The organism is Pseudomonadales bacterium (assembly GCA_024234165.1).
Classification (GTDB): Bacteria; Pseudomonadota; Gammaproteobacteria; order Pseudomonadales; family UBA5518; genus UBA5518.
On the sequence record JACKOP010000001.1, the window covers coordinates 189,519 to 212,907 of the forward strand.

General features: G+C 64.1%; 20 protein-coding genes. 9 read left to right on the forward strand and 11 right to left on the reverse strand.

Going from position 1 to position 23,389, the window contains the following annotated elements; translation table 11 throughout:
• Positions 1–64: 64 nt before the first annotated feature.
• Genes H7A12_00785 through modA form a run of 3 tightly spaced genes read right to left on the reverse strand, consistent with a single transcriptional unit; the run spans position 65 to position 2,226 of the window.
• Entirely contained in the window at positions 65–763 is a 699-nt protein-coding gene (locus H7A12_00785; GenBank protein MCP5319363.1) for an ATP-binding cassette domain-containing protein, read from the reverse strand.
• Between the two features lie 11 nt (positions 764–774).
• A complete protein-coding gene (modB, locus tag H7A12_00790; protein ID MCP5319364.1) occupies positions 775–1,446 on the reverse strand; it encodes a molybdate ABC transporter permease subunit in 672 nt (223 codons plus the stop codon).
• 18 nt (positions 1,447–1,464) lie between these two features.
• Complete coding sequence (gene modA / locus H7A12_00795) at positions 1,465–2,226, reverse strand: molybdate ABC transporter substrate-binding protein (protein MCP5319365.1); 762 nt, start codon at positions 2,224–2,226, stop codon at positions 1,465–1,467.
• A gap of 150 nt (positions 2,227–2,376) precedes the next feature.
• Between modA and mtnA the strand changes: the two genes are divergently transcribed.
• Together mtnA and H7A12_00805 are read left to right on the forward strand one after the other, a co-directional pair.
• On the forward strand, positions 2,377–3,504 hold the full coding sequence (gene mtnA, locus H7A12_00800) for an S-methyl-5-thioribose-1-phosphate isomerase (GenBank protein MCP5319366.1): 1,128 nt from the start codon (positions 2,377–2,379) through the stop codon (positions 3,502–3,504).
• A 29-nt stretch (positions 3,505–3,533) separates the two neighbouring features.
• On the forward strand, positions 3,534–4,535 hold the full coding sequence (locus H7A12_00805) for a cysteine synthase A (GenBank protein MCP5319367.1): 1,002 nt from the start codon (positions 3,534–3,536) through the stop codon (positions 4,533–4,535).
• Positions 4,536–4,548: 13 nt separating this feature from the next.
• Here H7A12_00805 and H7A12_00810 read toward each other — a convergent pair whose 3' ends face one another.
• From H7A12_00810 to H7A12_00825, 4 genes are all read right to left on the reverse strand, one after another.
• Entirely contained in the window at positions 4,549–5,535 is a 987-nt protein-coding gene (locus tag H7A12_00810) for a serine/threonine protein kinase (protein ID MCP5319368.1), read from the reverse strand.
• Positions 5,536–5,538: 3 nt separating this feature from the next.
• Complete coding sequence (locus H7A12_00815; GenBank protein ID MCP5319369.1) at positions 5,539–8,595, reverse strand: efflux RND transporter permease subunit; 3,057 nt, start codon at positions 8,593–8,595, stop codon at positions 5,539–5,541.
• A 13-nt stretch (positions 8,596–8,608) separates the two neighbouring features.
• Complete coding sequence (locus H7A12_00820; protein MCP5319370.1) at positions 8,609–9,739, reverse strand: efflux RND transporter periplasmic adaptor subunit; 1,131 nt, start codon at positions 9,737–9,739, stop codon at positions 8,609–8,611.
• Between the two features lie 90 nt (positions 9,740–9,829).
• On the reverse strand, positions 9,830–11,086 hold the full coding sequence (locus H7A12_00825) for a hypothetical protein (GenBank protein ID MCP5319371.1): 1,257 nt from the start codon (positions 11,084–11,086) through the stop codon (positions 9,830–9,832).
• 216 nt (positions 11,087–11,302) lie between these two features.
• Here H7A12_00825 and H7A12_00830 point away from each other — a divergent pair, with 216 nt between their 5' ends.
• The 6 genes from H7A12_00830 (at position 11,303) to H7A12_00855 (ending at position 17,992) form a co-directional block, all read left to right on the forward strand.
• Positions 11,303–12,178 (forward strand): metallophosphoesterase, encoded by an 876-nt coding sequence (locus tag H7A12_00830; GenBank protein ID MCP5319372.1) that lies wholly within the window; start codon positions 11,303–11,305, stop codon positions 12,176–12,178.
• 109 nt (positions 12,179–12,287) lie between these two features.
• Entirely contained in the window at positions 12,288–13,229 is a 942-nt protein-coding gene (locus H7A12_00835; GenBank protein MCP5319373.1) for an ATP-binding cassette domain-containing protein, read from the forward strand.
• Positions 13,229–13,963, forward strand: a complete 735-nt coding sequence (locus H7A12_00840) for an ABC transporter permease subunit (GenBank protein MCP5319374.1) — start codon at positions 13,229–13,231, stop codon at positions 13,961–13,963. Before H7A12_00835 ends, H7A12_00840 begins: the two co-directional genes overlap by 1 nt.
• An 11-nt stretch (positions 13,964–13,974) precedes the next feature.
• Positions 13,975–15,849 carry a Gldg family protein gene (locus H7A12_00845; protein ID MCP5319375.1) on the forward strand — a complete coding sequence of 625 codons (1,875 nt, stop codon included), beginning with the start codon at positions 13,975–13,977 and terminating at the stop codon, positions 15,847–15,849.
• The gene (locus tag H7A12_00850; protein ID MCP5319376.1) at positions 15,840–16,958 is read left to right on the forward strand and encodes a DUF4340 domain-containing protein; all 1,119 of its coding nucleotides are present in this window, start codon (positions 15,840–15,842) and stop codon (positions 16,956–16,958) included. Before H7A12_00845 ends, H7A12_00850 begins: the two co-directional genes overlap by 10 nt.
• Positions 16,955–17,992 carry a COX15/CtaA family protein gene (locus H7A12_00855; protein ID MCP5319377.1) on the forward strand — a complete coding sequence of 346 codons (1,038 nt, stop codon included), beginning with the start codon at positions 16,955–16,957 and terminating at the stop codon, positions 17,990–17,992. The genes H7A12_00850 and H7A12_00855 overlap by 4 nt, the downstream gene beginning before the upstream one ends.
• A 72-nt stretch (positions 17,993–18,064) precedes the next feature.
• On the opposite strand, the gene H7A12_00860 is transcribed toward H7A12_00855, so the two are convergent.
• From H7A12_00860 to H7A12_00875, 4 genes are read right to left on the reverse strand one after another with little or no spacing between them, the layout of a single operon-like run.
• Positions 18,065–19,261: an ABC transporter permease gene (locus H7A12_00860; protein ID MCP5319378.1), complete on the reverse strand. Its 1,197-nt coding sequence runs from the start codon at positions 19,259–19,261 to the stop codon at positions 18,065–18,067.
• A 3-nt stretch (positions 19,262–19,264) separates the two neighbouring features.
• The gene (locus H7A12_00865) at positions 19,265–20,473 is read right to left on the reverse strand and encodes an ABC transporter permease (GenBank protein MCP5319379.1); all 1,209 of its coding nucleotides are present in this window, start codon (positions 20,471–20,473) and stop codon (positions 19,265–19,267) included.
• A complete protein-coding gene (locus tag H7A12_00870; protein ID MCP5319380.1) occupies positions 20,460–21,155 on the reverse strand; it encodes an ABC transporter ATP-binding protein in 696 nt (231 codons plus the stop codon). The genes H7A12_00865 and H7A12_00870 overlap by 14 nt, the downstream gene beginning before the upstream one ends.
• Positions 21,148–22,287 (reverse strand): efflux RND transporter periplasmic adaptor subunit, encoded by a 1,140-nt coding sequence (locus H7A12_00875; GenBank protein ID MCP5319381.1) that lies wholly within the window; start codon positions 22,285–22,287, stop codon positions 21,148–21,150. Before H7A12_00875 ends, H7A12_00870 begins: the two co-directional genes overlap by 8 nt.
• Before the next feature lie 119 nt (positions 22,288–22,406).
• Between H7A12_00875 and H7A12_00880 the strand changes: the two genes are divergently transcribed.
• The gene (locus H7A12_00880) at positions 22,407–23,387 is read left to right on the forward strand and encodes an NAD(P)H-quinone oxidoreductase (GenBank protein ID MCP5319382.1); all 981 of its coding nucleotides are present in this window, start codon (positions 22,407–22,409) and stop codon (positions 23,385–23,387) included.
• Positions 23,388–23,389: the final 2 nt, after the last annotated feature.

The following is a 23,389-nucleotide window of genomic DNA, read 5'->3' on the forward strand; positions in this document are numbered from 1 at the left end:
GAATCATTGACGGTTTTTCCAAAATCGTAATAGCAACTTATATATAACGCTCAACAAAAAATTTTCACCCCACTGCCACGGCTCCTCCTGTCGCTTGCGCGCCAAGCAGTCGTCCGTCGTGCAGATGCAGTACCTGTTCTCCCAGTACCGCGGCGTCTTCCGGATCGTGTGTGATCAGTACCATCGGCACCTGCAGGCGTTGCTGCAGGCGATCGAGTTCACGGCGCATCGCGTTGCGCAACGCCGGATCGAGTGCCGCGAACGGCTCGTCGAGCAGCAGCGCGCGGGGTTTCGTAACCAGTGCGCGTGCGAGCGCCGTGCGCTGGCGTTGTCCGCCGGACAGTTCGGACGGAAACTGGTCCGCCAGCTTGTCGAGCTCGAAGGCGTGCAGCCAGTAGTCCACCGCATCGCTGTGGCGGCTGCGCGCGGGATTGGCCCAGCCACGCACCAGCGGGAACGCGATGTTCTGGCGCACGGTCAGGTGCGGGAACAACGCATAGTCCTGGAACACGTACGCCATTTCACGTGCCTGTGGCGGCAGATCGACCCGCCTGGTCGAGTCGAACAGCACCTGGCCGTCGAGATGGATATGTCCCGTGTCCGGGCGCAGCAGTCCGGCGATCGCCTGCAGTGTCAGCGTCTTGCCGGCACCCGACGGACCGACGATCACGAGGCGGCGGCTGTTCGAGCGCAGCCGGATGTCCAGGCAGAACGTCCTGTTGCCAGAGTGCATCGTCTTGCGAATATCGATATCGAGCTGCATGCGTAACTTTCCTAGCGATTCGCGATGCGTCCCGGCGCCAGGCGTCCGGCACCGAGCAACACCAGCACGCAGACCAGCGACGTGATCACGACGAGTGCGTTCGCGGTGGCATCGTCGCCCGCCTGGACGGCCTCGTAGACGGCAATCGACAGGGTCTGTGTCTTGCCGGGAATGCTGCCTGCGACCATCAACGTTGCTCCGAACTCACCCAGCGCACGGGCGAATGCCAGCAGCACGCCCGCGAGAATGCCGCGCCAGGCGAGCGGCAACGTGACGCGGAAGAAGACGGCCGCCTCCGAGACGCCGAGCACCCGGGCAGCCTGCTCGAGTTGCCCGTCGACCGCCTCGAAGGCCGCACGCGCGGGCTTGAACACCAGCGGAAACGCCACGATCGCGGCCGCGATGACTGCTCCCTGCCACGTGAACACCAGGTCGATTCCCAGATGCTCGTGCAGCCAGCCGCCGAACCAGCCCCGCCGCCCGACGAGCACGAGCAGGTAATAGCCCAGTACCGTCGGTGGCATCACCATCGGCAGCGTCAGCAGCGAATCGAGCAGGTCGCGGCCGGCAAAGCGTGTGCGCGCGAGCACGAAACCCACCGCGACTCCAAGCAGCAGGTCGATCAGCGTCGCCCATCCGGCAACCTTCAGCGACAGTGCGAGGGGAGTCCATGCAGCCTCCATCGATTCATCGTCCTGCGCTCAGGGGCCCTGGAATCCATGCCCGCGCAGGATCGCCTGCGCCTCGGGCGAAATCACATAGGTCACGAAACGTCGCGCCTCCGCGGTGTTGGCACCATCCGACGTGATGGCGATCGGATAGCTGATACGGGTGTCGAGTGGTACCTCGAAAACCACCTCGACGGCGTCTGGCATGATCGCGGCGTCGGTTGCGTAGACGAAACCCGCGTCGACTTCGCCGCGGGCGACGTAATCGAGCACCTGGCGCACGTTCTGTGCGGGAATGGCCTTGCTGCTGATCGTCGACCACAGGCCCGCGCGCTCGAGTGCGCGCCTGGCATAACGGCCGGCCGGAACACTGGCAGCATTGCCGATGGCGATCTTCCGTACGTCTGCCCGTTGCAGATCCGCCATCTGCGCGATGGCATGCTTGCCGCCGCGCGGGACGATCAATACCAGCGTGTTGTGTGCGAACACCTGCCGGTCTGGCCCTGCAACCAGCTTGCGCTGCTCGGCCAGATCCATCGTCTCCTGGTCGGCCGACGCGAATACATCCACCGGCGCGCCCTTGTCCATCTGCTGCAAGAGCGCCCCGGATGCTCCGAAGTTCAGCAGCACCCGGGTTCCGGAGTGTTCGGCTTCGTAGCGTGCAGCGATGTCCCTGAACGCATTGCCGAGGCTGCTGGCGGCTGACACCATCAGTTCAGCGCCGTGAGCAAGGCCGGATGCGAGGGTCGCGACGACGATCGTCGCGAGCAGACGCCTGATCCTTCTGAAGCCCATTCCACGTGCCTTCGAACAAGAGAATGATGCGTAATATATCCATGTATATGGCGCTGTGCCAATACCACTTCCCTCAAAATGCGATCGCGCCTCGTTATACTCGCGCGCCGCGGCCACATTCGGCCGCATCGAGCGGGGAGAAGCGACCGCATGAACCAGTCCGTTGCGCCGTGGGAGCGCACGCCAGCCTTTGCGTTCGACGCGGTACGCGGGCGGCTGTCGGTGCTCGATCAGACCCGTCTGCCATTCGAGGAGCGCTGGCTGCACCCGGCCTCGGTCGCCGATTGCGTGCAGGTGATCCGCGCGATGAACGTGCGTGGCGCGCCGCTGATCGGCCTGGTCGCTGCTGCCGGGATCGCGTTTGCCACGCGTGAAGACAGCAGCGACGCGGGGCTGGCGCGTGCTGCCGGAGCGTTGCTCGCGAGTCGTCCGACCGCCGTCAATCTCGGCTGGGCGCTGGCACGGATGCAGGCGCGACTCGCGCCCGAGCCGCCGACCGTGCGTGCAGCGATCGCGGCAGAAGAGGTGCTCGAACTCCAGCGCAGCGAGTACGCCTGCTGCGAGCGCATCGGTGCGCACGGTGCGGAGCTGCTCGTCAACCTGGCAGCTACCGACCGCGTAGGCAGGCGCGGCCGGCTGAACGTGCTGACGCACTGCAACGCCGGCTGGCTCGCGACGGGGGCCTGGGGAACCGCGCTGGCGCCGGTGTATCGCGCAGCGGCGGCCGGAGTTGCATTGCACGTATGGGTAGACGAGACGCGCCCGCGCAACCAGGGCGCGCGTCTCACGGCGTGGGAACTCGCGCAGGCAGGGATTGCGCATACCGTGATCGTAGACAACTGTGCCGGCCATCTGATGCAGCGTGGCGAGGTCGACGTATGTCTGGTCGGAAGCGATCGCACCAGTGCCAGGGGGGACGTCTGCAACAAGATCGGCACCTACCAGAAGGCGCTTGCAGCGGCGGACAACGGCGTGCCGTTCTACGTGGCGCTGCCGTGCTCGACGATCGACTGGTGCGTTGACGACGGCCTGCGCGAGATCGTGATCGAGGAGCGCGACGCCTCCGAGGTACTGGTGCTGGAGGGGATGGCTGCCGACGGGATGCCGGGCACGCTGCGTCATGTGCCGGCAGGCAGTCCTGCGCGCAATTTTGCGTTCGACGTGACACCGGCGCGGCTGGTCGGCGGGCTGATCTGCGAGCACGGCGTATTCGCGACGACGGCGCTGGATCTGGCACGGCTGCGTACCGTGGCCGGTGCAACGGCGGAGGCGCTATAGTGCGCGCCGCACGGGGAGGGGAGACGACGATGGGGTATCGCAGCGGTCTGGCAGATCTGATAGGCAACACGCCGTTGGTGCGCCTGCGTCGTGCCTCGGAACTCACCGGTTGCGAGATCCTTGGCAAGGCGGAGTTCATGAACCCCGGCGGTTCGGTGAAGGACCGCACCGCACTCGGCATCGTGCGCGACGCCGAGGAGCGCGGGTTGCTGCGCCCGGGCGGGCGCATCGTCGAGGGCACCGCAGGCAATACCGGAATCGGCCTCAGCCTGCTCGCCAATGCGCTGGGCTACCGCACCACGATCGTGATCCCGGAGACCCAGAGTCCCGAGAAGATCGACATGCTGATGCTGTGCGGCGCCGACTTGAAGCTGGTGCCCGCGGTAACGGCATCCGACCCGAATCACTATGTGAAGGTTTCGGGACGGCTGGCCGAAGAGCTGGCAGCGCGTGAAACGAATGGCGTGCTGTGGGCGAACCAGTTCGACAACACGGCCAATCGCGACGTGCATCGCGACACCACCGGGCGCGAGATCTGGGAGCAGACCGGTGGCGGCGTCGATGGCTTCATCTGCTCGGTGGGTACCGGCGGCACGCTGGCCGGGGTTGCGGACTATCTGCGCGCACGCAAACCGCAGGTGCGCATCGGGCTTGCCGACCCGGGAGGAGCGGCGCTGTGCAACTACTACACGCACGGCGAGTTGCGTGCGACCGGCGAGTCGATCACCGAAGGCATCGGGCAGACACGGATCACCGGCAACCTCGACGGGTTCACGCCGGATTTTGCGTGTCAGGTTCCGGATGAGGAGGCGCTGCCGTACGTCTTCGATCTGCTGGCACACGAGGGCTTGTGCCTGGGCGGTTCATCGGCGATCAATATCGCCGGTGCGGTGCGCCTTGCGCGCGAGCTCGGCCCCGGACACACCGTGGTCACGATCCTCTGCGATTACGGCACGCGCTATCAGAGCAAGCTGTTCAATCCCGCATTCCTGCGCCGGCGTCGGCTGCCGGTACCGGCGTGGCTCGATTGAGACCACGCCGGGCTCAGTTCCAGCGCGGCAGTGCCAGCGGTTGCTCGTCGAGCGCAGCCAGTTGCTCGCGCAGTTCGAGGATATGCCCCGACCAGTAGCGAGGCGTATTGAACCACGGGAAGTGGCGCGGAAACGCGGGATCGTGCCAACGCGCGGCGAGCCAGGCGGCGTAATGCATCAGGCGCAATGTGCGCAGCGCTTCGATCAGCGCCAGTTCGCCCGCAGGGAAGTCGTGAAATTCCTCGTAGCCGGCGACGATTTCCAGCAGTTGTGCCGTTTGCGCCGTGCGTTCCCCGGATAACAGCATCCACACATCCTGGATCGCCGGTGCGCTGCGACAATCGTCGAGATCGACGAGGCAGAGCGCTCCGTCGCGCACCAGGATATTGCCCGGATGCAGGTCGCCGTGCGTGCGGATCGTGCTTGCCGGCTGGTAGCAGGCACGCAGACGTTCGATCAGCCGATCGCAGAGACTGCCGTAGGCGTCGGCCAGATCAGGCGGCATGAAAGCGTGCTCGATCAGTTGCCGGCTCGCCTGGGCGTAGCTCTCGACATCCAGGGCCGGGCGATGCACGAACGGACGACTGGCACCGATCGCGTGCAGGCGTCCGAGAATGCGCCCCAGCGAGACGAGCTGATCGGACTGATCGAGTTCGGGTACGTGGCCACCGACACGCGGGAACAGTGCGAAGCGGAAATCGCCGTAACGAAACAGGGTGTTGCCATCACCGTCTGCCAGTGGGGCCACCACCGGCAACTCGGCTGCCAGCAACTCCCGAGTGAACGCGTGCTCCTCGCCGATCTGCGCATCGCTCCAGCGCTGCGGGCGGTAGAACTTCACGACCAGCGGCGTACTACCTTCGACCCCAACCTGGTAAACGCGGTTCTCGTAGCTGTTCAGGGCGAAGATGCGCAGATCGCAGACACGTCCGGTGCTTTCCAGCGCGGCAACGATCGTATCCGGGCCCAGGCCGTCGAATGGATGCGAGTCAGGTTCCATGGATCATCTTCCGTCGGGTGCGGGCGGAATGCGAAAGATCACCAGATAGAGCGCCGGAACCACGAACAGTGTCAGTACCGTCGCAAATCCGAGCCCGCCCATCATCGTGATCGCCATATTGCGGAAGAACGCATCACCAAGCAGCGGAATCATGCCCAGGATCGTAGTCGCCGCAGCGAGTGCAACCGGTCGCAACCGGCTCACCGTTGCGTCCAGCACCGCCTCGAAACCCGGGTGACCGGCACCGATCTGCAGGTCGATCTCCTCGATCAGTACGATGGCATTCTTGATCAGCAATCCCGCGAGTGCCAGCCCGCCGACGATCGACATGAAGTCGAAGGTTGCTCCACTCAGCCGCATGGCCGCAGTGATGCCGATCAGTGCCAGTGGCACGGTGAGCCAGATGATCAGTGGCTGGCGCAGGCGACCGAACAGCAGCACGCTGATCAGCACCATGGCAAGGAAGCCGAATGGCAACGAGCGGCGCAATCCCTCGCTCGCCTCGCCGGCATCCTCGAACTCGCCACCCCATGCGTACGTGTAGCCAGGTGGCAGATCGAGCGTGGCCATCACTGTCTCGAGACGGCGGAACAACGGCGTGACTTCCTCTCCGATGGGGTTACACGAGACCGTGATCGTGAGTTGACGATCACGACTACGCAACAACGCATTCTCCCACCGGGTCTCGAAGCCGGAAACCACCTGGGAAACCGGCACCGCACGGTGCAGCAGCGGGCTCCAGACCGGCACATCACGCAGCTCACTGATGTCACCGCGCTCGCTTTCGGGTGCGCGGATGCGGATTGGCAGCAGGCGTATGCCGTCACGATAGAGCCCGACCGGTGCTCCCTCGACGGCGTATTGCAGGCTCCTGGCGAGATCCTCACGCGTGATGCCGAGTCGACGTCCGAGCTGTTCGTCGAACACCGGACGCAACACCTTGACCGGTTCACGCCAGTCATCGCGGATGTCGATTGCGCCGCCATCGGCGCGGATCATGGCTTTCGCCTGCTCCGCGAGTCCACGCAGCACTTCAGCGTCACGCCCGCTGAAGCGCAGCTCGATGCGGCTGTCACGTCCCGGACCGATGCGCAACTGCTTGATCACCGGATCGGTCCACGGCATCCCCGCGTGCATGAATTCCTTCACTGCGGCACCGAGTTCGGTGATGCGTTCGAGCGAATCCGGTTGCACGATGATCTGTGCGTACGCATCCGACATCTCCTTGACGTCGTAGACGAGCGTGAAGCGCTGGTGTGGACCACCGACCGCAATCGACGTACGTTTCACGCCGGACTGCGCCGCGAGGAATTTGCTGACCTGCAGGGCATCCTCGCGCGTGCGGCGGATGTCGGTTCCTTCCGGTTCCCAGATGTCGACGAACATCATTGCGGTATTCGATGCCGGAAAGAAACCGGTCTTGACGGCACCAAAGCCAGCAAGCGATGCGCCGAACAGCAGCAGCGTCACGCCGATGGTGATCCAGCGATGGCGCATCGCGGTTGCAACCAGCGCCCGGAACAGACGAAACCCCCGGCTGCGATACGGCTCGATGCTCGCATGCGGGGTTGCAAGAGTGGTCTTGCGAAACGCGAGGGCAGCCAGCAGCGGCGTGGTCGTGATTGCGGTGATCCAGGACAGCAGCAACGAGATCAGGACCACCCAGAACAGCCAACCGGCAAACTCGCCGGTCGTATCGGGCGAGAAGGCTATCGGTGAAAACGCAACGATGCCGATCGCGGTTCCGCCGAACAGTGGCCATACAGTGCGCCCGACACTGTCACGTGCAGCAATGAGCGTGCCCGCTCCGGCCTGCAAGCGCACGAGCATGCCCTCGGCCACCACGATCGCGTTGTCGACCAGCATGCCAAGCGCGATGATCAGCGCCCCGAGCGACATGCGATGCAGTTCGATGTCAAATACGTGCATCAGGAACAGCGTTCCCGCGATCGTGATCAGCAACACGACACCGATCACCAGCCCGACACGCAATCCCATGAACAGCAGCAGCACCGCGAGCACGATCGCAAGCGACTCCACCACGTTCACCTGGAAATCCTGCACCGAACTCGCTACCGCTGTGGGCTGGTCATAGACCGGTTTGAGTTCCATGCCGACCGGTATGACCGGCGTCAATGCGGCAAGTCGCTCGCGCACCCTGGCACCGACCTCGACCACGTTCTCGCCTTGCAACATCGACACCCCGATCGACAGACCAGGGCGTCCGTCCACGTAGAACATCCGCCCGGGCACGTCCTCGTACGCGCGCGTGATTCGCGCAACGTCACTGAGTCGCACCAGGCGTCCGGCATCTCCACCGATCAGCACGTCACCCATGGCTGCCACCGAGGCGAATTCCCCGCTCGGTTCGATGCGCAGCAGCTCGTCGCCGACGCGCACGCGTCCTGCGTCGGCCACTAGGTTCTGTGACTGCAGCACCGCCGCGATCTGCTGTGGCGAGACACCGAGCTCGCCAAGCTTCGCACGCGAGATATCGACGTAGACCACCTCGCGCTGTTCACCCTCGATCGCCACCTTGCGTACCCCGCGTACGCCGAGCAGTTCGCGCTTGATCGTATCCGCGGTATCCCACAGATCGCGCCAACTGTAGTCGTCGCCGCTGAGAATGACGTAGACACCATAGATGTCGCCGAAGTCATCGACCACGATCGGGTCCTGTGCGCCGGGGGGCAACTGCCGTCGCACATCGCTGATCTTGCGTCGCAATTCGTCGAAGATGGCGGGGAATTCCGCGGCACGATAGCTGTCCTTGAACTCGATCAGGATGTCCGACACGCCCGGGCGTGAGATCGACATGCGCAGGCGCTTGACCTGCTCCATGCGCTGGATCGCATCCTCGATGTGATACGTCACTTCTTCCTGCACCTGTGCAGCGGAAGCGCCCGGGTACCAGGTGATGACCTTTGCCATCTTGATCGTGTAATCGGGATCTTCGAGCTTGCCCATGCCGAGAAAGCCCCAGGTACCACCCGCGCACAACAGCAGCACGAACAGCCAGGATACGAGGGGATTGCGGAGTGCGTATTCTCCCGGGTTCATCGCTGCAACCGGATCAACCGGATTCTCCCGTGCGCGGAGCAGCCTGCTCTGCGACCGGCATGCGTGAAACGCGAACGCCGTCGGCCATGTGTGCAACGCCGACGGCGACGATCTCCTCACCTTCGCGCAAGCCGGACAGGATGCGGATGCGATCATCCTGCATCTCGCCGGTGCGCACCGCACGCCGGGCGACCTTCATCGTCGCCGGGTCGAGTACCCATACCATCGCTGCCAGTGTGACGTCTGCCGTCACTGCCGAAGCGGGAACCCATGTTTGCGGCTCTGCGCGCAGTAGCCGCGAAATGTCGACGGTGACCGTGGCGCTCATTCCCGGCAGCACGACGAGCTCGGCCGCATCGGTCATGCGGAACGTGAGCTCGTAGGTCTGGGTCTGGGGGTCGGCACGCGTGGCCGCTTCCACGAGTTCGAGTGCGATGTGCCGTTCCGGAATGCCGTCGAAGACGACCCACGCAGACGCTTCGGATGCGGCGCCGTCCACGCTCATGTGCGCATGTGCATCGAGGCTGCGCAGCAGGCGTTCGGGCAAGTCGATCTTGACCTCCAGCGCATGCAGCTGCTGCAGCATGATCACCGGTTGTTTGGGCGCGACTTCCTCGAAGCGCTGTACCATGCGCCGCGCGACACTGCCGGCGAACGGTGCCTTGAGCACGGCGTACGCCAGGTTGCGGCGCGACTGCTGCAGGGCGGCTTCGGCACTCTTGCAGGCAGCCTCGATGCGATCGTGGTCGAGCCGCGAGATATGTCCCTTCGGCAGCAGTTCGCGCGCACGCTCGAAGTTGCGTTGCGCGTTCTGGTAGTTCGCTTCGCGATCGCCCAGTTCGATACGGAAATCGGTGTCATCCAGGCGTGCCAGTACGGTACCTGCGGCGACCGTGTCTCCTTCGCGGACCAGGATGTCGGCGACCGTGCCGGGTACGCGGAAACTCAGATCGGCACGGCGCGCCGATTCGATCCGTGCCGGGAAGCTGCGTTGCTCGACCTGTTCACCGAGGGTAACGCGAAACGTCCTGACCGGCCGTATGGTCTGCCGGGCGGCATCGGGGTTCTCGAGCGCCGCGTCATCACAACCGGCAAACAGCACGATCAGTGGAGCAAGCAGATAGTGAAGCGGTACGCGAGGCATGGTCGGGACAGATACTCCGGCAAACGCTGCGCAGGCGCGCGCATACTAGCCGTCAGGACACGACCGGGTGAGCAGATGTCCAAAATTTCATTACTGCAGTGCTGCAGGACTCAGGGCCGCCAGCGGTTTACCGGCAAATCGTTCCGCACTGGTGCGCAGCTGCTCCAGGCTGACCCGTCGCCGGTCGTTGGCCAGTTCGGCGACCACGTCGTCGAGGCTGTGTCGCCCATTGCTCGCCGAGCGGATTTCCGCATCGAGCCGACGCAACACACCGACTGCACGTGCCGTGGTTGCACCCGCAGAGTGTTCGGCATCCAGCGGACCGCCCGCGCGTGCAGCCCACTCGGCGAGGTTGCGATGCGCCTGCTCGAAACGCCGTTCGCTCAGCGTGCCTGACCGTCGCAGCACCTCCAGCGAGTAGTATTCCGCGAGCCCCTCGACGATCCAGTCCGCGCCCGGTTCACCGCGCGCGCGCATCGCGACGTGCACCAGTTCGTGCAGGAACGTGCTGGTTCCGTTCTCGCTGAGCAGCGGTCTGTCCGCATGCACGTAGAGCGACCAGGGTCCTGACAGCGCACCGCGCCACATCGGATCACCGGCGCCCACGACCAGCAAGTGCGCGGGGAACTCCGGAAAGATCTTCTGCAGCGTCGGCACCGTCCAGTGGAACAGCGCCAGGATATCCATGCGCCGCAAGCCTTCGCCTACAGGTGCGGCAACCGAAACCCTGGTCGTGCCGATCGTGTCGCGTCGCACCCCGAGCTTGCCGAGCAGGATCCAGCCGGCAGGACGGTCGAAGATCTTGCGTGGATCGTCGATCCTGAGCCGACCGCTCGTATAACGAGGGTAGATCGACTCGATTGCCCAGCCGTCCGGTACGTTCAGGCGCATCTTCGAACGCGACTGCGTACCGTCTTCCACGTCGACCCGAACGATCGGCACCAGGCGTTCACCGCGAAACAACGCCCAGTCGGCGGTGACCCGGCCGTCGAAGGCGCCCGATGCGCGCTGGCTTTCGAGCGAGACGCGATATTGCAGATACGCATTCTCTGACGGTGGCGTCCAGCGCACGAAATGCCCCTCGCGCGTGACCGTGCCGCTGCCCTTGAAGTCGCGGTAACGTGCAGGATCCGCTTCCAAGCGTATCCATCGCACCCGCTCGGGATGGTCGGTGAGGCGGATCCGGACTGTTGCCGATGGCTTGCCAGCATCGATCCATGCTGTATAGAGAACGCCGAAAGCCGGTCGCTCGGTGGTGGTACCGGTACCCGCACGCACCGTGGCGAACGGGAAGGCGAAGAGCACGAACAACACGATCAGAAACGACCGGAAGGCCTTGTGGAACATCGAACTCCCTCGCGCGAAATTCCTCGAACTGCGGCACCCGATGGGACGCGGGCCGCACTATAAGCGAGGGGAGTGGACAGCGCCAATGCAGCGCGGGAGGCAGCGCGGGAGGCGTGGGCGCGAGCTTGCTTGCCCATGCGCGCCTCACAGCCCGCACGCGGATGGAGTACCCTCCATCCACCACCGCCAGGCGCCTCGGGCAGGGAGCGGCAAGACGTGGACTACGACATCATCGGCGACGTGCACGGCCAGTTCGACAAGCTCGACGCGCTGCTGGATGCACTCGGCTACCGTGAGCGCGCCGGTGCCCGCCGCCACCCGCAGCGACAGGCCATCTTCGTTGGCGACTTCATCGACCGCGGCGCGTGCGGCGTGGAAGTAGTCCGCACCGTGCGCCGCATGATCGACGCCGGTGCAGCGCTCGCCGTCATGGGCAACCACGAACTCAACGCCATCGCCTGGCACACACCCGATGCCGAAGATCCCGGTGAGTACCTGCGTCCGCACCGGCGCGAGCCCTGGGGCCTGAAGAACCGCAAGCAGCACGCAGCCTTCCTTGCCCAGGTCGAACACAAGAGGGGGCTGCATCGCGAGATCATCGACTGGTTTCTGACACTGCCGCTCTGGCTCGAACTGCCGCAACTGCGCGTCGTGCACGCCTGCTGGCACGAACCGGCCATGGCCTGGCTGTCTCCCAGGCTCGATGACCGGAACTGCCTGCCAAGGCATCTGCTGCCTGAAGCGACGAAGGAGCCGACTGCCGCGGAGGCAGACACGTCGATGAGCACCTTTGCGGCCGTCGAGTTCCTGACCAAGGGAATCGAGGTGCAGCTGCCGGACGGACACGCGTTCGAGGACAAGGACGGCATCTCGCGTCGCGACGTGCGCGTACGCTGGTGGGACGGAGAGTCCCGGATTGCGGTCGGCAAGCCCACCTTTTTTGGCCACTACTGGATGAGCGGTCTGCCCTCATTGCTGTCGTCCTCTGCCGTCTGTGTAGACTACAGCGCTGGCTCGGGCGGACCCTTGGTCGCCTACCGTCATGAGGCCGGTGCGCCGCTGTCGCCGCACAACTTCGTGAGTGCCGGGTGACCCGCGCCCTCCCCACACCAATACCCCAGCCATGCGGTTGCTGATAAAAGAAGCGCTGCGTATAGTTGCCCGCCGTTTTCTGCGGCCATGACACGGTGGAGGTCCGCAAATGATCGAGATCGCGCAGCTCGCGAAAGATTTCGGTGATATTCCTGCTGTGCGCGGAATCGATTTCAGCGTGCGCCCGGGCGACATCCTCGGGTTCCTCGGCCCCAACGGGGCCGGCAAGTCGACCACGATGAAGATGATCGTGGGCTTCATCACGCCAAGTTCAGGTAGCGTGCGCGTGTGCGGCCACGATGTGCAGCAGGATCCGCGTGGCGCCCAGCGCTTGATCGGCTATCTGCCGGAGGGTGCACCGGCCTGGGAAGAAATGACGGTGCTGGAGTTTCTGCGCTTCATCGGTGCAGTGCGCGGCTACCGCGGCAGCGAGCGCGAACAGCGCGTGGCAGCAGCAGTCGAACGCATGGGGCTCGACGATGTATACCGGCAACGCATCGAGACGCTCTCCAAGGGCTACAAGCGCAGAGTAGGGCTGGCACAGGCACTGCTGCACGACCCGCGCGTGCTGATCCTGGACGAACCCACCGACGGCCTCGACCCCAACCAGAAGCACCAGGTACGGGAGCTGATCCGCGGCCTGTCGGGCGACAAGATCGTGATCATATCGACGCACATCCTCGAAGAGGTCAGCGCGGTGTGCAATCGCACGATCGTGATTGCGGGGGGGCGCATCGTAGCCGACGGTACGCCGCAGGAGCTCGAGGCCCGTTCACGCTACCACCGTTGCGTGCACGTGCATTTCAGCGCCGGCACCGCAGAAGCCGATGCAGCCGTGGCGCGCAGCGAACTCGCGACGCTCGACTCGGTTGCGGCAGTCGAGACCGGATCGGGAGGACGCCGACTGGTGGTGCTGGCCCGTCCGGGTGCGAATCCGCTCGGGGCGGTGGCGCGCCTGGTGCATGATCGCGGCTGGCTGGTCGATGACCTCCATGTCGAACGCGGTCGTCTGGACGAGGTATTCAGGGACATCACGCGGGAGGTGGCATGATGGGCATGACGCTGATCATCGCGCGCCGTGAATTCGCGGCGTATTTCGCGACGCCGCTCGCCTATGTGTTCGTACTGATTTTCCTGATGCTGAGCGGTGCATTCACGTTCTACCTCGGTGGATTCTACGAACGGGGCCAGGCCGACCTGGTGGCGTTCTTCAGTTTTCACCCCTGGCTGTATCTGTTCCTGGTGCCTGCGCTCGCGATGCGCTTGTGGGCAGAGGAACGCAAGAGCGGCACGATCGAACTGTTGCTCACGCTGCCGATATCACGTCTGCAGGCGGTACTCGGCAAGTTCCTTGCTGCCTGGCTGTTCACGGGACTCGCGCTCGTACTGACCTTTCCGCTGTGGATCACGGTGAACGTGCTGGGCAGTCCTGACAACGGCGTGATTCTCGCAAGCTACGCAGGGAGCTGGCTGATGGCAGCCGGTTTCATCGCGATCGGTTCGTGCATGTCGGCACTGACCCGCAACCAGGTGATTGCGTTCATTCTTACCGCCGTGGCGTGCCTGCTGTTCATCCTGAGCGGCTTTCCGCTGGTTCTGGACACGGTGAGCGCCTGGGCGCCACGCACCGTGGTCGATGCGGTCGCATCGATGAGCTTCCTTACCCGCTTCAATTCCGTGGCACGCGGTGTGATCGGCTTGCAGGACCTGCTTTTCTTTGTCGCGCTGACCGTGGTCTGGCTGGTGGCGACGACCGTTGTGATCGAGCTGAAACAGGCGGACTGAGCGACATGGCCATGAGTAGCAAGACCTACCCGCGTGCGGTTCTGGCGTTGCTGGTTGTCGGATTCCTTGCCTTCATGGCACTCGACACCCAATTGTTCGGCCGCATTCGTCTCGACCTGACCGAGAACCGCATGTATTCGGTCTCGCCGGGGACGCGCGAGATCATTGCAGGAATTCGCGAACCGATTGACCTGTACCTGTTCTTTTCGGACCGCGCAACCCGCGACATCGCACCGCTGCGCGCCCACGCGCAGCGCGTACGCGAGTTGCTGCAGGAGTACGCGCTGTTCGCAGACGGGCGTATCCGCCTGCACGTGATCGATCCGGCTCCATTTTCCGAAGACGAGGACCGGGCAGCCCAGTTCGGGCTGCAGGCCGTGCCGCTCGGCAATGGCAGTGACGAGGTCTACTTCGGGCTCGCCGGCAGCAACGCCTGGGGCGAGCAGCAGGTGATTCCGTTCTTCCAGCCCGAGCGCGAAGAATTCCTCGAGTACGAACTCAGCAAGATGCTGGCCGCGCTGACGACGGTAAAAAAGCCGGTCATCGGTGTCGTTTCGGGTCTGCAGATCAACGGTGGCTTCGACACGATGAGCGGCCAGCCGACGCCGGCCTGGGTCGTCATGGAGCAACTGCAGCAGGGCTTCGATGTGCGCAACATCGCGTACACCGCGGATGCGATCGATCCCGACGTGACCACGCTGATGGTCGTGCATCCGGCCGGGCTGCCGCGCCCGCTTGCCTACGCGATCGACCAGTTCGTGCTGAAGGGCGGCAAGGCAATCGTGTACGTCGATCCGTATTGCGAATCCGCTCGCACCTCGGCGAATCCGCTGGAACAGGGGCCCGGCGAGACTTCGTCGAACCTGCCGGAGCTGTTTGCTGCCTGGGGTGTCGAATTTGCGAGCGACAAGGTCGTCGGTGATCCGGCCACTGCATTGCAGATCAGCACTGCAGCGGATCGTGCGCCGGTTGCGCATATCGCCTTTCTCGGTCTTGGACCGGACGACATCACCAAGGCCGACGCGGTGAGCGGTAGCCTGGAGTCGATCAATCTCGGAATGGCCGGTGCACTGGAACCCGCCACGGGCGCACACACGCAATTCGAACCGCTGCTGCAGACGAGCGAACAGGCAGGCTTGCTCGATGCGGTGCAGGTGCAGATGACGAGTGATCCCCGAAAGCTCCTCGACGGATTCACCCCCGTGGGCAGACGTCTCACGCTCGCCGCACGTATCAGTGGCCCGGTGAAATCCGCCTTTGATGGTCCACAGATCGAGGGACACGAGCACGTTGCCGAGGCTGCCGAGATCAACGTGATCGTGGTCGCCGATGCTGACCTTCTGGCGGACCGGTTCTGGGTCCAGGTGCAGGACTTCTTCGGGCAGAAGGTTGCGTCAGCGTGGGCCGATAACGGTGCGTTCGCGCACAATGCCATCGAGAATCTCTCGGGCAGCTCGGCGCTGATCGGCATCCGCAGCCGCGGTCGCTACACACGCCCATTCGAACTGGTGCAGCAGATCCGCCGCAGTGCCGATGCGCGCTATCGCGAGAGCGCGGAATTGTTGCAACAGCGCCTCGACGAGACGGAACGCCAGCTGGGTGAACTGCAGCGCAGCACGCAGGAGAGCAACCAGCTGGTGCTGTCGGCCGAGCAGGAGCAGACACTGCTGCGCTTCCAGGACGAAAAGCTGAGGATCCGCAAGCAGCTGCGCGACGTACGTCATCAGCTCGATCGTGACATCGAACGCCTCGGAACGCTGCTGAAGGTGCTGAACATCGTCGTGATGCCGTTGATGCTCACGCTGCTGCTCGTGCTGTGGCACCGGTGGCGTTTGCGCCGCGGCCTTGCGTTCACGCGCCACGAGAGGACGCGTTCATGCGGATGAACCAGAAGGGCAGGCTGGCGCTGGCGGCGGGTGTGGTTGCCGTGATGGTCGCGCTGGTGGCGATTTTCGGCTACCACGATCAGCGTGCCCCTGCATGGACAACGCAGGAACGCTGGCTGCCGGAGCTGGCGACAAGGCTGGCGCAGGTGAACAAGGTGCGACTGCGCTCGGGTGCGAGTGTCGTCACGTTGGTGCGTGAAGGCGAACACTGGGGTGTCGAAGAACGCGACGGCTTTCCGGCCGCTTTCAGGCAATTGCAGACGCTGCTCGACGCACTCGCCAGTGGACGCCTGATCGAACGCAAGACTTCGCAGCCCCAGTATCTGGGGCGGCTCGGACTGGTCGACATCGAACGTCCCGACAGTGACGCAGTGCAGGTCGAGGTGTGGGCTGGCGACGACGAGCCGCTCGTACGTGTGCTGATCGGCAACAGCGGCGGGGCGCGCGGGGGACGTTTCGTGCGTGCAGCGAGCGAACAGCAGGCGTGGTTGATCGACACGGCACCACAGCCGCTCGCTGACCCCGCAGACTGGATCGAACGCAAGCTGCTCGGTGTGGCGTTCACGCGCGTGGAGGCAGTCGAACGTGAACGCGGCGACCAGCGGGAATTCCTCGCCACGCGCAACGCCTCGGGAGACGACGCTTCGCTGAATGCGCAATCCCTGCCTGCGGGCAAGGCGCCGCGCTACATCAGCGTCTTCGACGCTGCTGCACGTTCGATTCTCACCATGGAACCCGAAGATGTGCGCAAGGCAACCGAAGGCGATCACGCGGATGCGGTGCTGACACGCATCACGTGTTTCGACGGACTGCAGATCGAGGCTCGTGCACACAAGGCCGCCGACGGCAACTGGATGACGCTCGCAGTGCGGGTCGATGCAGCCCGGGTGCCGCCGGATGCCCAGGACAGCGGCGCAAGGCCCGTGGCGGAGCCAACGCAGTCACCCCTTGCAGTGCGCGAGGAGGCCGCACGCCTGGCACGGCGTATCGATGGCTGGGCGTTCAAGGTCTCCGATTACGTCGTTGGCGAAGCGACGAAGCCGCTCGCCGACTACATCCAGGACGAAAAACCGGCAGCAAAGCCTGCTGATGGAGCACACAGCCGATGAATCCTGATGATATTCGTGGTTCGCGTGAGGCAATCTTCGGCTGGATCTGGCTGCTGATCGCGATGGTATTCTCGATGGTGATCGTCGGCGGTGTGACCCGTCTGACCGGATCGGGACTGTCGATCGTCGAGTGGGCGCCGATCATGGGTACGCTTCCGCCGCTCGGCGAGCAGGAGTGGATGCGCGCATTCGAACAGTACCAACAGTATCCGCAGTTTCGCGTCGATCACCCGGACATGACGCTTGCCGAGTTCAAGGGGATTTTCTTCTGGGAGTACGTACACCGGCTGCTCGGAAGGGCGATCGGTATGGTGTTCCTGCTGCCGTTCCTGTGGTTCTGGGCACGTGGCTGTCTGTCTGTGCGCCTGCGCTGGGCGTTGCTCGGCGCGTTGCTGCTCGGCGGGATGCAGGGAGCGATGGGCTGGTTCATGGTAAAAAGCGGCCTGGTCGATGAGCCACGGGTCAGTCACTACCGTCTGGCGGCGCATCTGGGCATTGCGTTCCTCATCATGTGCTACCTGTTCTGGCTGCAGCTGGTGCTGCGTACGACGGGTCGCGAAACACGGGTTGGCAGCGCACCGCGCGGAGTCGTGCCGGCGATCGGGATCGTGCTGGTGCTGCAGATCGTCTACGGTGCCTTTGTCGCTGGGCTGCGTGCTGGCTGGGGCTACAACACCTTTCCGATGATGGGAGATCGCTGGGTCGCCACGGCGGTGATGGCGATGGAGCCACGGTGGCTGAACCTGTTCGAGAGCGCCGCGACCGTGCAGTTCGTACACCGCTGGCTCGGCACCGTTCTGCTGGCGCTGGTCATCGGGTTCTGGCTGCATGTGCGTGCCGGGCGCTATTCGCTCACGCAGCGTCAGAGCGCGGCGGCGTTGATGCTGCTCGTGCTGACGCAGTACCTGCTCGGGGTCTATACCCTGCTGAAGGTCGTGCCGCTGCTGCCTGCGGTGATGCACCAGGGCTGTGCGAGTCTGGTGCTCATCGCCTGCGTGTGGGTGTTCCATACGTTTCGTCGCCGGACTGCCTGACTGCGCAGCGGAAATCGTCACGCCGCGCACGAACATGGGCTGATTCGCCAGGATTTGCTGCAGGCGCCTCGATCATTCGTCGCGCAGCGCCTCGATAGGGTCCTGGTTGGCGGCATTCAACGCCGGAGCGATCCCGGCGATCAACCCGATCCCGCAGCTCAGCCCGAGCGAAAGCAGTACATACAGCGGTTCGACGGCTATCGGCAGGCCTGGTATGGCAGCGCGCGCCAGCGCAACCAGAACCAGCACGGCAAGCAACCCGAGCACGCCGCCGAGCACGGCGATCAGCACCGCCTCGCCAAGAAAAAGCAGCGTGATCTGGCGACGCAATGCACCGAGCGCGCGCAACAGGCCGATTTCCGCGATGCGCTCACCCAGGGCGGTATTCATGATCGTGAGCACGCCGACACCACCGACGATCAGTGCGACACCGCCGATTGCCGCTATCGCGAAGCGCAGCACGCCGAGGATCTTGTCCAGGCTCGCCAGCATGTCTTCCTGCGTGAAGATCGTGAAGTCCTCCTCACCGTGGCGTTCGCGCAGATGGTTGCGGATCCGTTCCGCGATCAGGGCGGATGTGGTGGATGCACGAAACACCACGTCGATTTCCATCAGACCGTCGCGGTTGAACATTGTCTGCCCGAGGTCGACCGGGATGTAGATCGCGTCATCGAGATCGAAACCGAGCAGACGCCCCTTGCTTTCCATGACACCGATGACCTGGAAGCGACTGCCACCGACACGAACGAAGGCGCCCAGCGCGCTGCGTCCCTGGAACAACTCCTGGCGAACGCGCGAACCGAGCACAACGAAGTAGCGCGAACTGCGCAGTCCGCTGTCCGGCAGGAACCGTCCCTGCGCGACGCGAAAATGCCACGTGAGCGGCAGGTCGGATCCAACTGCGTAGACATCGGTATCACGCTGGAAACGCCCGGCTTCGATCTTCGCTGTACCGGCGATCATCGGCACGACCGCCTCGACGTGCGCCAGCATGCGCAGCGAGGCCGCATCGGCGAGCGACAGCGGGCGTATCGTGGAGAGCAGTCCTGAGCCACCCATCGTCTCGCTGCGCCCCGGTGTCACCGTCACGATGCGCGTACCGAACTGGGAAAAGCTGTCGAGCAGATAGAGCCGGACGCCCTGACCGATCGAGGTCAACAGCGTTACCGCGCAGATTCCGACGGCGATGCCGGTGGCGGTGAGCAGGGTGCGTGATGGACTGGCCCGCAGCGCACGCAGGATCCAGCCCAGCGCATCTGCGGCACGCACGACTCAACGCCCGCCCAGTGCCAGCACGGGCTCGAGCGCTGCGGCACGCCTGGCTGGCAGCCACGCAAACAGCAGTGCAGAACTCAGTGCGAACGCTGCGGCGGCGAGCGTGGCCCACACCGGCACATGGAAAGGTATCTCGGGGTAGACGAGGCAGAGCAGTGCCGTGGCCGCATAGCCGACGGTGGAGCCGAGCAGCACGCCTGCGGCAGCCAACAACCCCGCTTCCGCAAGAAACAACGTGCGCACCTGCGCCGCCGGAGCACCGAGTGCCTTCAAGAGTCCGATTTCAGCGGTGCGCTGGCGTACGGATATGAGCATCAGGTTCATCACCAGAATCCCTGCAACGACAAGACTGACCGCAGCAATACCAGCGATCGCGAGCGTCAGCATGCGCAGGATGCCGTCGAAAGTGCTGATCATCGCATCGGGGCTGACTACAGTGACATCTTCGTTGCCATCGTGCAGTGCGCTCATCCGCACCAGCAGATCGCGTTTCACATTCTCCACATCCGCTCCCGGGCGTACGCGCAGCATGACGCGAAACAGCGCCTGGGTATCGAACAGTGTCTGTGCCGATGCAACCGGTATGAAAATGGATTCGCTGAGATCCATGCCAAAGGAATCACCCCGTCCCTCGAGCACACCGATCACACGGAATCGGTAACCGCGCATGCGTACCCACTCGCCGATCGCCGAACGCGAGCCGAACAACTCGCGCTCGATCGTGCTTCCGATCACCGCGACCGGACTGCCAAGCGTGAGGTCGAGCACGGGCAGTGCATGGCCGCGAGCGATGGCGAGGTGACGCATCGGGAAGAAATCCGCGTTGCTGCCGATGATCACGGCTTCGCGGGCGCGATTGCCGAACGAGACTTCCGCATTGCCGATGACCAGCGGTGCGATCGCGTCGAATCCGTGCACCGTACGCGCGACCACGGTCAGGTCGCTGAGCGTGATCTCGCGCGTGGTCACCCCGGTGACCGGCGGAAGTCCGCCGGTGGTGCTCTTGCGACCGGGAAACATCACGACGATGTCCTTGCCTATGAATTCGAACTCGCGCATCACATAACCGCGGGCGCCCTCGCCGAGGGCAATCAGCACCAGTACGGCAGCAACACCGATGCCGACCGACAGCAACAGCATGAAGCTGCGAAAGCGCTGCCGGCGCAGGACCAGCAGCGTGAAGCCGACCAGATCAAGCGTGCGCATCGATGGTTCCAGCCACGATATCGCTGCTGATCGCGCCGTCGCACATGCCGAGAAGCCGACGCGCGCGCTTGCCAAGCGCAAGGTCATGCGTGACGACCATCAGCGTGATGCCGTCGTGGTTGAGTTCCTCCAGCAACGCCACGACCTCCGCACCACTGCGCGTGTCGAGATTTCCGGTCGGCTCGTCTGCAAGCAGCAATTCCGGCTTCATCACGATGCTGCGTCCGATTGCAACGCGCTGGCGCTGTCCCCCGGAAAGCTGGCCAGGTTGATGGTGGGCACGATCACCGAGCCCCAGACGTTCGAGTACCGCATCGACCGCAACTCGTCGCTCCCGCCCCGGGATGCCTGCGAGCAGCAGCGGCAGCTCGATGTTTTCACGGGCGCTGAGCCGGGGAATCAAATGATAGGACTGGAAAACGAAACCGATGTGGTCGCGGCGCAGCCGTGCACGCGCCTCTTCCCCGAGCATGCTCGTCGCGATGCCGTCCAACAGGTACTCGCCGCGATCAGGACGATCGAGCAGGCCCAGTACGTTCAGCAGCGTCGACTTGCCGGAGCCGGACGGCCCCATCACCGTGATGTATTCGCCGCGCCCGATCGTGAGCGTCACGTCGCGCAGCGCATTGACTTCGCTGTCACCGACACGAAACGTGCGGCAGATTGCGTGCAGCTCAATCATCGGCAGCCGTCACCAGCAACCCGTCTTCCAGCTTCTCCTGATCGAGCGAAACAACGATGCGATCACCGATCTGCAGCCCGTCGACGATTTCGGTGAAGTTCCAGTTGCGGATGCCGGTACGCACGGAAACGCGAGAGATGCGCCCACGGGATGCGTCGAGTCGCCAGACCGTATCGTTGTCCATCAGCGCTTCGGTCGGGATGCGCAGCACGTCGTGATGCATTTCGAGCAGCAAGTCGATATCTGCGCTGTAACCGACCAGCAGGTGTTCGCGATCTGCGGGCTCGCTGAACAGTACGTCGACGTCGACCGTACGCGCCTGTTTTTCAACCTCGCGCACGAAGGGCGCTATGCGATCCAGGCGACCTTCGAAATGACGACCGCCGAATGCATCGAGCGTGATGCGCGCGCGCAGCCCCGTCTGCAGGCGGCCGGCATCGACTTCGTCGATCGGTGCTCGCACGTACAGGCAGGAGTAATCGATCAGATCGACTGCCGGTGGCATGGGGATTCCAGGCGGAGAAGGGGTCACATACTCACCGACTTCGCCGTTGATCTCGGCGATGATGCCCGCAAACGGCGCATGCAGGCGTGTCTGTGCCAGCAAGGCACGGTTCATTTCCAGACTGGCAGCGGCGATGCGCTGCTCGTCGTGTGCCGCACGGCACGCGAATGCAGACGAACGCGCCCGCGTTAGTGCGTTTTCGGCAGCCTCCAGCGCAGCCAATCCGCGATCGTGCAGCGCCTGGACGCGTTTGGCCTCGCGCTCGGAATTGTCCGCCTCGATGCATTGCTGCTCACGCCGGTTGGTGGCTGCCGCAAGCTGTGCTTGCGCCTGTGCGGTCATCGCCTTGCGGTCGTCGTTCCACAATTCGAGCAGCAGTTGGCCGGCGGCAACTTCCTGCCCTTCATGCACGTGCAGTGTTTCGACGCGCCCACCGCCTGGCATCGAAAGTGCCGCGCGACGGCAGGCCTTTATGGTTCCTGCCCGCGTGTTGGTGACGGTGAGTTCGACGTCGCCTCGCCCGACTTCCTCGAGCCGCACCGTCACCGGAACTTCGCGCATCGCATACCAGGCAACGACGAATCCGCACACGGCGATGACCAGCAGCAGGAGAAGACGTTTCTTCATTGATCGGCTTACCAGAAGCGGAAATGCCGGCAGAGGGCCGGCGCGATTATGGCACAATGAATTTGCAGCATTCGTTGCGCAAATAAGGGCTTTCGCCGATGAACGACCAGCAAGCGACGATGCGCTGCATCGAGATCACTTCCCCCGGTGGTCCGGACGTACTGCAGGAACGACGCACAGCCGTTCCGGTACCTGCGGACGGGGAGGTGCTGATCCGGGTCGTTTGTGCCGGCATCAACCGTCCCGACGTGTTGCAGCGCCTGGGGCTGTATCCTGCGCCACCTGGTGCATCCGCCATACCTGGACTCGAGGTGGCGGGGGAAATCGTCGCGATCGGAAGGGACTGTGATCGCTGGCACGTGGGTCAGCACGTGTGCGCGTTGCTGAACGGAGGAGGTTATGCGGAGTACGCGGCCGTGGCGCAACGGCAATGCCTGCCGTTGCCGCGAGGCCTCTCGTTTGCCGAGGCCGCGGCGTTGCCCGAGACCACGCTGACCGTCTGGCACAACGTGTTCCAGCGTGCAGGACTGCGACGTGGCGAGCTGCTGCTGGTACACGGCGGGACGAGTGGTATCGGCAGCATCGCGATCCAGATCGCCAACGCACAGGGAGCTCGCGTCATCGCCACTGCCGGCAGCGCAGAGAAATGCCGTGCCTGTCTCGAACTGGGCGCGGAATTGAGCGTGAACCATCGCGATGAGGATTTCGTCGAACAGACGTTGGGCCACAGCAATGGACGTGGCGCCGATGTGATTCTCGACATGGTTGGCGGCGATTATGTGCAGCGCAATATCCGTGCTGCGGCCGAGGAGGGGCGCATCGTGCAGATCGCATTTCTGCGCGGCGCGAAGACTGCAGTCGACCTGATGCCGCTGATGCTGAAGCGACTCACACTCACGGGTTCGACGTTGCGATCCCGTTCGGCGGAATTCAAGGCCGCGCTGACGCGCAGCGTCGAGCAGCACGTGTGGCCACTGATCGAATCACGGCGGGTACAACCACGCATCGATACCGTGTATGCACTGGCAGATGCTGCCCTGGCGCACAGACACATGGAGTCCGGAACGCACATCGGCAAGCTCGTACTGCAGGTCGGCTGAAG